Here is a 2738-nt window from a genome sequence, read left to right as displayed (position 1 = left end):
ATCGAGGACCTCGACGTCTATCCCCAGCTACCCCGCACCACCGGCGCGCCCACACTCAACTCTGAAGAGCCTGTTATGGTTTGTGAGAGACCTGTGGCTCACTGAGAGAATCCGCAAAACTAGGGCTGAACCGAGTCTCCCCGGGGTCCCCCGTGTGAAATCTCAAGAAGGAGTGAAGAACATGGCAGGCAACCGTTCCGTCGTCTTCCGCGGCGTGAAAAACATACAGGTTGAGGATCTGGACTTTCCGAAGCTCCAGATGCCCAACGGCAAGAAGGCACCCCACGGTGTTGTCCTAAAGATCGTGGCTTCCAACATCTGCGGCAGTGACCTCCACATCTACCGTGGATCCTTCCCCGCCCCGGACGGCATGATCATGGGACATGAGATGACCGGGGAAGTCGTGGAAATCGGCTCTGACGTCGAGTTTCTGAAGGAAGGCGACCTGGTCTCGGTTCCCTTCAACGTGGCTTGCGGCCGCTGCCGTAACTGCCGCAACGGTCGTACCGAGGTCTGCCAGACCTGCAACCCGGACGCCGATTCCGCTGCCTACGGCTTCAACCTGGGCGGCTGGGACGGCGGACAGGCCGAGTATCTTTTTGTTCCCTATGCGGACTTCCAGCTGCTGAAGTTCCCGGACCGTGACCAGGCCATGGAGAAGATCCGCGATCTGGCGCTTCTCTCTGACATCCTCCCGACTGCCTTCCACGGCCTCATGGAGGCTGGCGCCAAGCCCGGGTCCACTGTCTACATCGCGGGGGCCGGCCCCGTGGGCCGTTGCGGCGCCGCGGCTGCGCGCCTGCTGGGGGCGTCCTGCATCATCGTCGGCGACCACGACAAGGATCGCTTGGCCCTAATGAAGCGCAACGGTTGCGAAACCATTGACCTCAACGAGGATGTCCCGCTGCAGGACCAGATCGAAAAGATCCTTGGCGAGCCGATGGTCGACTGCGCCGTGGACTACGTCGGCACCGAAGCTCACGGCATCGGCAAGGACGCGGACAAAGAGGATCCGGCCTATGCGATCAACCAGGTGATCGACGTTACCCGCGCGGGAGGCGCCACCGGCATCATCGGCATCTATGGGCCTGACCCCCTGGCGGATTCCAAGGACGAGCAGAACGGCATCTACCCGATTGAATTCGGCAATGCCTGGATCAAGTCCCCGAAGATCACCGCTGGCCAGGCGCCGATCATGCATTACAACTACGAGTTGATGCAGGCGATCCTGTGGGACCGCATGCCGTACCTGTCGGACATGCTGCAGACCAAGGTCATCGGCCTTGACGATGCTCCTCAGGCCTACGCGGACTTCGACAACAGCTCGCAGGAGAAGTACATCATCGACCCGCACGGCATGATCGCCTCCTGATCTTGCCCACTCGGCACTGAGGCCCTGGCAATTTGCCAGGGCCTCAGTGCCGCCAGGACGCGCCTCAGGCTGAGGGCGCCTTTTCGTTCTCTCTATAGCCGGTTAGGAAAAACAGCTGGCCGTGAACCCGGTCGGCGGCACGTGAAAACTGACCCCGTGGCGGCAGGCGGGTTCAACGGTGGGTTCTAGACGGTATGTAGTGACCCGTCTGTGGTGGAGGGGTTCCGGGCCGGGGCCTCGCTCACAGATATTCGTGGGTTACCGGACAAGATGTCCCTTGCCCGGTCTATCCAACAGTTGTGGGAGGCCCCGGTGTTTACGCAAGCGTGCGAGCGTAGGGCTGGATGTGCACGCCCGATCTGTGGCGGCCGCAGCCATCGACGGTGTGACCGGTAAACTACTCCAGACCCGGCTGACTCCAGATCACGATCACATTCGGTCCTGGGTCCGCCAGCTACCCGGGCCGGTGGCGGTGACGGTGACCTATGAGACCGGTCCCACCGGCTTCGGCCTGGCCCGGGTATTGAATACCGAGGGGATCCGGTGTGTGGTGGCGGCCCCGTCGAAGCTGCAACGGCCTTCCGGGGACCCGGTGTTGACTGATGCGAAGGACGCGGTGCACCTGGCCCGGTTGCTGCGTTTGGATGAGGTCACCGGCGTGGTGGTGCCGTCGGTGGAGCAAGAAGCCGCCCGGGATCTGGTACGGGCCGGGGGGACTGCCGTTCAGATCTGATGCGCGCCCGCCACCGGCTTTCAAAATTGCTGCTGCGTCATGGGATCGTCTATGACGGTGGGCAGGCTTGGACCGGGGCCCATCACGCGTGGCTGGCCCGCCAGTACTTGGAATCCCCGGCGACGCGGATGGCTTTTGATGCCGAGCACGAGACGGTGCTGGTCACTGCGGCCCGCCGTGACCGACTGGATCAAGAGATTACCAAGATGGCCGCCGAGTCCCAATTCGCCGAGGTGGTCCACCGGCTGGGGTGCTTGCGCGGGATCTCCACGCTGACCGGGTTCGGGCTGGCCGTAGAGATCGGGGACTGGCACCGCTTCACCGGTGACACCATCGGGGCCTTCGTCGGGTTGGTGCCCTCCGAGTACTCCTCCGGAGCCAGCAGAGCACAGGGGCCGGACACCCAAGACCGGTAACACCCACGCCAGGCGGCTGCTGGTCGAAGCCGCCTGGCACCACCGCCCGGCCTACCGCATCGGCAAGACCATGCGCGATCGCTGGGACCTGGCACCGGCGGCCGCTCGGGCCCGCGGCGATGCCGGTAACCGCAGATTGCATAACAGGCTCTTCAGAGTTGAGTGTGGGCGCGCCGGTGGTGCGGGGTAGCTGGGGATAGACGTCGAGGTCCTCGAT

At 63.5% G+C, this 2738-nt stretch carries 3 protein-coding genes; all 3 read left to right on the top strand.

The window, feature by feature from the left end; all coding sequences use genetic code 11:
* Positions 1-181: 181 nt before the first annotated feature.
* The 3 genes from RF638_RS15905 (at position 182) to RF638_RS15895 (ending at position 2521) form a co-directional block, all read left to right on the top strand.
* On the top strand, positions 182-1372 hold the full coding sequence (locus RF638_RS15905) for an alcohol dehydrogenase catalytic domain-containing protein (RefSeq protein ID WP_259917807.1): 1191 nt from the start codon (positions 182-184) through the stop codon (positions 1370-1372).
* Between the two features lie 346 nt (positions 1373-1718).
* Positions 1719-2105: a hypothetical protein gene (locus tag RF638_RS15900; protein WP_368842453.1), complete on the top strand. Its 387-nt coding sequence runs from the start codon at positions 1719-1721 to the stop codon at positions 2103-2105.
* A complete protein-coding gene (locus RF638_RS15895) occupies positions 2105-2521 on the top strand; it encodes a transposase (protein ID WP_368842452.1) in 417 nt (138 codons plus the stop codon). Before RF638_RS15900 ends, RF638_RS15895 begins: the two co-directional genes overlap by 1 nt.
* The last annotated feature ends 217 nt before the right edge of the window (positions 2522-2738 follow it).

This window comes from Kocuria sp. CPCC 205235, from assembly GCF_040980905.1.
Classification (GTDB): Bacteria; Actinomycetota; Actinomycetes; order Actinomycetales; family Micrococcaceae; genus Kocuria; species Kocuria carniphila.
Note: the sequence above shows the minus strand (reverse complement) of the source record. Positions and strands in the feature narration are given on the sequence as shown.